Raw genomic sequence first — 2,152 nt, 5'->3', positions numbered from 1 at the left:
CAGTGCAGGTCCATGCGCATGACCTGCACCCCCTCGCGCCAGACGATGTTGTTTTGCAGCCCCCGGATGGTTTCGGGCGGGCGACCCAGTCGCCTACCCACCCAGTCCTGCACCTGCCACACGAGGCTGACTGGCAAGGGCGGCTGTCTGGGGGCCGCAGGGTCGGGCGGCGGCAGCGGCGTGCCCGCAGGGGACACCGGGCTGGACTCGGCGGGCGGCGTGCCGGGCACGGGCGGCGTGGCGACGTTTTCCGGTTTCGGCGGCAGGGCGCTGTGTCCCTCGGGGCGCTGCATGTCCGGGCGTCGGGTGTCCTCGCTCATGGCTGTTCCTGGGTGTGGGGAGCGGGTGCGTTGGGCGTCAGCACATGGAGGGCGGCGGGCCAGACCTCGATTCTGACGGTGCCGCTCGCGCCGGGCAGCGGCGGGCGCACCTCGCCGTCTATGTGGAAGGCCTGCCCGTGATAGGGAATTTCGACGGTGCGGGCCAGGCGGTCTTGCACGCTCGCCAGGTCGGCAAATTCGTCGCGGGCCAATGCGGTGAGGTAGGCCAGGAGGGTCTGGCTCTGCTGCGCGTCCACCGCGATGACATCCAGCAGGCCGTCGCCGGGGTCAGCGTGGGTGGCGAGTTGCAGGCGCGGGCCAGTAGCGCGGGTGTTGAGGACTTCGAGCAGGGCGTAGGACGTGGGCGGGCTGTCCTCACCGTCTATTCGCAGCGGCACGGCGGGCGGGTCGAAGTCGCCTATGACCTTCGCCAGCGCCTGAATCGCCCGCAGTGGACTTTTGCCTTCCTCGGGATCGTACTCGGTGATGATGTCGGCGAAGGCTCCGCAGCCGCACGCTTCCAGAAACAGGTCTTCGCCCCAGGGCGCAGCGACCCGCCCCAAGTCGAAGGGGCGCGGCGCGGCGGCGCGGTACTCCTCGATGACCTCCAGCGGCTCGCCCGTGACGCCGAGGGTGCGCCCGATGTTGTTCGCTGTACCCATCGGAATCACGCCCAGCACCACGTCCTCCCGCCCAGCCAGATAGAGCGCGGCGGCGCGGATGGTGCCGTCACCGCCCGCCACGAAGACGTGTCCCCGGACATCTTCCAGCGCGGCCCGCATGTCTTCTTCGCTGTCGGTGGCGCGGTAGACCGGCTGATAGCCGAGCTGGTGCAGCTTCTCGACCAGATGGTCGGGGCTGGCGTGTTCGCTGCCACCCGCCTTGGCGTTGTAGATCAGGGTGGCCTGCAGCGGCTGGTCTGGCCCGGCGACGGGCGCACCCGTCTGGTCACGCAACTGGGCCGAAATGATGATGTCGGACATAGCCAGATGGTAGGCGCACCGACGCCCAGCGGGGGTGAGGCGCGGCTAGAACATTTCGTTCGGGAACGCCTCCCCGGAAACATCCCTCGCGGGACGCTATCCTGGCTCCCATGACCCGTCTCGCCATTCTTGCCGACCTGCACGCCAACCTGTCGGCTACGCTGGCGATTCATGCCGACTTGCAGCGCCGGGGCCTGAAGGACATCTGGGTGCTGGGTGACCTGGTCGGCAAGGGGCCGCGCCCCCGCGAGGTGGTGGAGTGGACCCAGAGCTACGCCGTCCGCGTGATTCAGGGTAACTGGGACGCCCGCGTCGCCGGGGCCACGCACCGCCCGCAAGACCTATGGCCGCGTGCCCGGCTCAGCGCGGGGCAGCTCCAGTACCTCGCCGAATTGCCCTACGGCATCGAAGAAAAGTTCGGTGGGGCGTGGTGGCGCTTTGTCCACGCCAGTTCACGCGGGCTGTTTCACCGCCTCTACCCGCACAGCAGCCTGTCCGAGCAGCTTGATGCCTTTTTGCCCAACCCGGCGCTGGGACTTCAGCAGCACGCCGACGCGCTGGTCTACGCCGACACCCACGAGGCGTTGCTGCTGGACGTGGAAGGCCGACCCCTCATCAACTGCGGCAGCGTGGGCAATCCGCTGGACTCCACGCTGCCGTGCTACCTGATTCTGGATTTCGGGGCGCACGGCCCGGCGTACAGCGCGACTTTCGTGCGCGTACCCTACGAACGCGAGGAAGAAATTGCCGCCGCCGAAGCGAGCGACATGCCTTTTATCCGCGAGTATGTGACCGAGCTGCTGACCGGGGCCTACCAGAAACGCCGCGCCCGACTGGGCGAGTAGTTCA

General features: G+C 68.4%; 2 protein-coding genes and 1 pseudogene. 1 reads left to right on the top strand and 2 read right to left on the bottom strand.

Features of this window, described 5'->3' with window-relative positions; translation table 11 throughout:
• Both Q4C89_RS01595 and Q4C89_RS01590 read right to left on the bottom strand, forming a co-directional pair.
• Nucleotides 1-320: pseudogene (locus tag Q4C89_RS01595) on the bottom strand (hypothetical protein); the annotation flags it as partial.
• Nucleotides 317-1,303 carry a diacylglycerol kinase family protein gene (locus Q4C89_RS01590; RefSeq protein WP_303100859.1) on the bottom strand — a complete coding sequence of 329 codons (987 nt, stop codon included), beginning with the start codon at nucleotides 1,301-1,303 and terminating at the stop codon, nucleotides 317-319. The gene Q4C89_RS01590 and the pseudogene Q4C89_RS01595, both read right to left, overlap by 4 nt.
• 110 nt (nucleotides 1,304-1,413) lie before the next feature.
• Here Q4C89_RS01590 and Q4C89_RS01585 point away from each other — a divergent pair, with 110 nt between their 5' ends.
• Nucleotides 1,414-2,148 (top strand): metallophosphoesterase, encoded by a 735-nt coding sequence (locus tag Q4C89_RS01585; RefSeq protein ID WP_303100858.1) that lies wholly within the window; start codon nucleotides 1,414-1,416, stop codon nucleotides 2,146-2,148.
• Nucleotides 2,149-2,152 lie beyond the last annotated feature (4 nt).

This window comes from Deinococcus sp., assembly GCF_030523985.1.
Classification (GTDB): domain Bacteria; phylum Deinococcota; class Deinococci; order Deinococcales; family Deinococcaceae; genus Deinococcus.
The sequence above is the reverse complement of the archived record's forward strand: the minus strand, read 5'-3'. Positions and strand labels throughout refer to the sequence as shown.